General features: G+C 71.1%; 2 protein-coding genes. Both read right to left on the reverse strand.

Going from position 1 to position 3,100, the window contains the following annotated elements:
* Positions 1 to 117: 117 nt before the first annotated feature.
* Positions 118 to 1,428, reverse strand: coding sequence for an endo-1,4-beta-xylanase (locus ACFXPK_RS06140; protein WP_385072295.1), 1,311 nt, complete (start codon positions 1,426 to 1,428; stop codon positions 118 to 120).
* Between the two features lie 230 nt (positions 1,429 to 1,658).
* Positions 1,659 to 3,100: glycoside hydrolase family 43 protein (locus tag ACFXPK_RS06145; protein ID WP_385072189.1), on the reverse strand; the 1,442-nt coding region annotated here is incomplete at its 5' end.

A 3,100-nucleotide genomic window follows, 5' to 3' on the forward strand; every position in this document is an offset into this window, starting at 1 on the left:
CCCCGCGCTCGGGCGCGGCGCGGGGCGGCGGGGCGCGGCCGCGCCCGGCCGGGGGCGCGGGGGGGCGGGGGGGGGGGGCCCCCCCCCCCGCGCCGCCCGGACCGGGCCCGGCGCGGGTCAGGAGGCCGTGCAGGCCCCGACCGTGGGAGCCGACCACTCCCCGTTCGCCATGACCGTGAAGCCGAAGCTGGTCGACGCCCCGGCCGACAGCGTGCCGTTGCCGTTCGGCCTCATCGTCATGACGTTCCCGCTGCTGTCCCAGGCGGGGCTGCCGTTCCAGGTCGTGGAGACCTTCTGCGGCGCGCGTACGGTGACGGGCACCGTCCAGCCGGTGATGGCCGAACTCCCCGCCGTCACCGTCACCGTGCCGTTGAAGCGGTCACCCCACCGCTGGGTCTCGGAGTACGTGGCGGTGCAGGCCTGCCCCCCGCCGCCACCGCCCCCGCCGCCGCTGCTGGAGCCGCCGAGCGCGGTCAGCACCGAGGTGTACGCGGCCTTCTTGGCGTAGTTGCCGTCGAACAGCAGCGGCGTACCGCTCGCCCGCCACGAGTACTTGTCGGTCACGCCCCACACCGTGATGCCGGTGCAGCGCGAGACGGCGAGGCACGCCTGGACGACGCGCCGGTAGCTGTCCGCCTGGGCCGTGCCGGAGCCCTCGATGTCCAGCTCGGTGATCTGCACGTCGACGCCGAGGTTGGCGAAGCGCTGGAGGTTCTGCTGGTAGTCGGAGGGCACCGGGGACTGGGCGTTGAAGTGCGACTGGAAGCCGACGCAGTCGATGGGCACACCGCGCGCCTTGAAGTCGCTGACCATGGCGTAGACGGCGTTGCTCTTCGCGTTCTGGCCGTCGGTGTTGTAGTCGTTGTAACAGAGCTTGGCGGCGGGGTCGGCGGCCCTCGCGGTGCGGAACGCCTCCTCGATGAACCCGTTGCCGAGCTTGTCCTGGAACGGCGAGCTGCGCCGGGCGCCCGAACTGCCGTCCTGGAAGGCCTCGTTCACCACGTCCCAGGAGTGGATCTTCCCCTTGTAGTGCTGGGCGACCTGTGTGATGTGGTTGTTCATCGCCGTCCGCAGATCGGCGGCGGCCAGCGAGCCGACCCAGCCGGGGAGCTGGGAGTGCCACACCAGCGTGTGGCCCCGGATCTTCATGCCCCGGCCCTGCGCGTGGCTGACGATCTGGTCGGCGGCACCGTAGTTGAACGAGTTGCGGGAGGGTTCGAGGGCGTCCCACTTCATCTCGTTCTCGGGCGTGACGCTGTTGAACTCCTGGTTCAGCGTGGACACGTACCCCGATTCGCCGAGGTGGTTCGCGGCGACGGCGGTACCGAAGTACCGCCCCTTCTCCGCCGCCGACGCGCCGAGCGTCGTCGCGGCGCTCGCGGACGGGGCGGAGGCGAGGACGGCGACCACGAGGGTGGCGGCCAGCAGGGCGGTCGGGCGTGCCACGGCGAGCAGACCTCTGTTCTGCGACGTACCGATCACGCTTCCTCCTTGGAGGTTGTCGAGACATGCGGCTCCCCGGGAGGCCCCCACAACCGGCCCGAGACGGTTGGCGCTTTCGTAAAGTCAAGCAAAACTTTCGAAACGCGCAAGGGGGTGCGACAGAGTTGCGTGCGGGAGGTCGCGCGCCGGGTGGTCCCGACCGCCGGCCGGTCGCGTCAGTTCACATAGACCTCGGCACGGTCGACGCTCACGAAGGAGGCTCCGGACTGGGTGTTGTGCTCCCCCGTCACCCGGACCCGCAGGGTGTGGCTGCCCTGGGCGAGCCGGGGGCTGGTGTACTGCACCGCCTCACCGACACGGATGGAGTTGTGGAAGTCCACCCGCTGCTCGGGACCGCCGTCGACGCTGATGGCCGCGTAACCGTTGCCGGTGTCCTTGACGGACAGCAGGACGATACGGGTGCCGGTGAAGGTGAACGTCGCCGTGGCGCCCGCCCGGTCGCTCCAGTGGTCGTCGCTCCAGAAGCACTGCGTGGCGCAGCCCGAACCGGAGTTCCAGGCGCCGGTGTAGGTGACACCGCCGGGGCCGCTGGAGCGCCCGTCGTCGTTGATCCAGTAGTTGCCGGACCCGGGGTCGCCGGAGGGCAGGTCCTGGGTGGCGCCCGTGGCGAGCGGCCGGCCGAAGTCGGGGCTGCCGTCGGCCCGCCAGGTGAACTTCTGCGCCCGCGTGGTGCGGTTGCTGTAGGTGTTCACCGAGGTGGACTTGGCGTGGTAGACGATCCAGTCCTCCGTGCCGTCGGGGGACCGGAAGAAGGCGTGGTGGCCCGGTCCGAACACGCCCCGGTCGTCGGCGCGGGAGAACACCGCGCCCTGGTGCTGGCGCCAGTTGCCCGGTACGAGCGGGTCGGCGTCCAGCGGCATCGACATCATCCAGACCTGGTAGTCCGGTTTGCCCGTGTCACAGGCGGAGTAGGTCATCCAGACCCGTCCGTTGCGGTACAGGAACTCCGGCCCCTCGCGCACCTCGGGGCAGCCGCCGGCGCCGTCGAGGGCGACGGCGTTGCCGGAGACGGTGTACGGGTTGGACATCGGGGCGATGTTGAGCCCGTTGTGCTGGTACTGGTTGATGCCGCTGTACGCGAGGTAGAGCCGGCCGCCCAGTTGGAGGATGCCCGCGTCGATGGCGAAGTCGTTCGCGTGGTTGGGCGGGGCGAGCTTCGACTTGAAGTGGTACGGACCGGCCGGGTCGTCGCCCTCCGACTCCAGGACGTACAGCCGGTGGTGGTCGTCGACGCCGTCGTCGGCCGTGTAGTACATGTACCAGCGCTCGCCGAAGCGGTAGAACTCCGGCGCCCAGATGTTGCGGTCGCGGGACGGGTCGGTGTCCGTCCAGACGGTGATCGGGGCGGCGGTCAGCAGCGTGCCCAGGGACGGGGAGCGCCACATCCGGATGCTGTTGCCCTGGGTCGTCGTGAGGTAGTAGTTCCCCTTCCAGTGCGTCATGAAGGGGTCGGGGCCGGTGTTGAGGGGGTTGCGGAACGTGCCGGCCGCCGCTGCGGCGGCGGCGCGCGGGGCGGCGCGGGGCGCGGCCGGGGGCCCCCGCCCCGGCGGGGCGGTGTGAGCGGGCAGCAGTCCCCCCAAGAACCCGAGCTGTGCGG

Source organism: Streptomyces sp. NPDC059142 (assembly GCF_042755665.1).
In the GTDB taxonomy this organism is placed as follows: Bacteria; Actinomycetota; Actinomycetes; order Streptomycetales; family Streptomycetaceae; genus Streptomyces.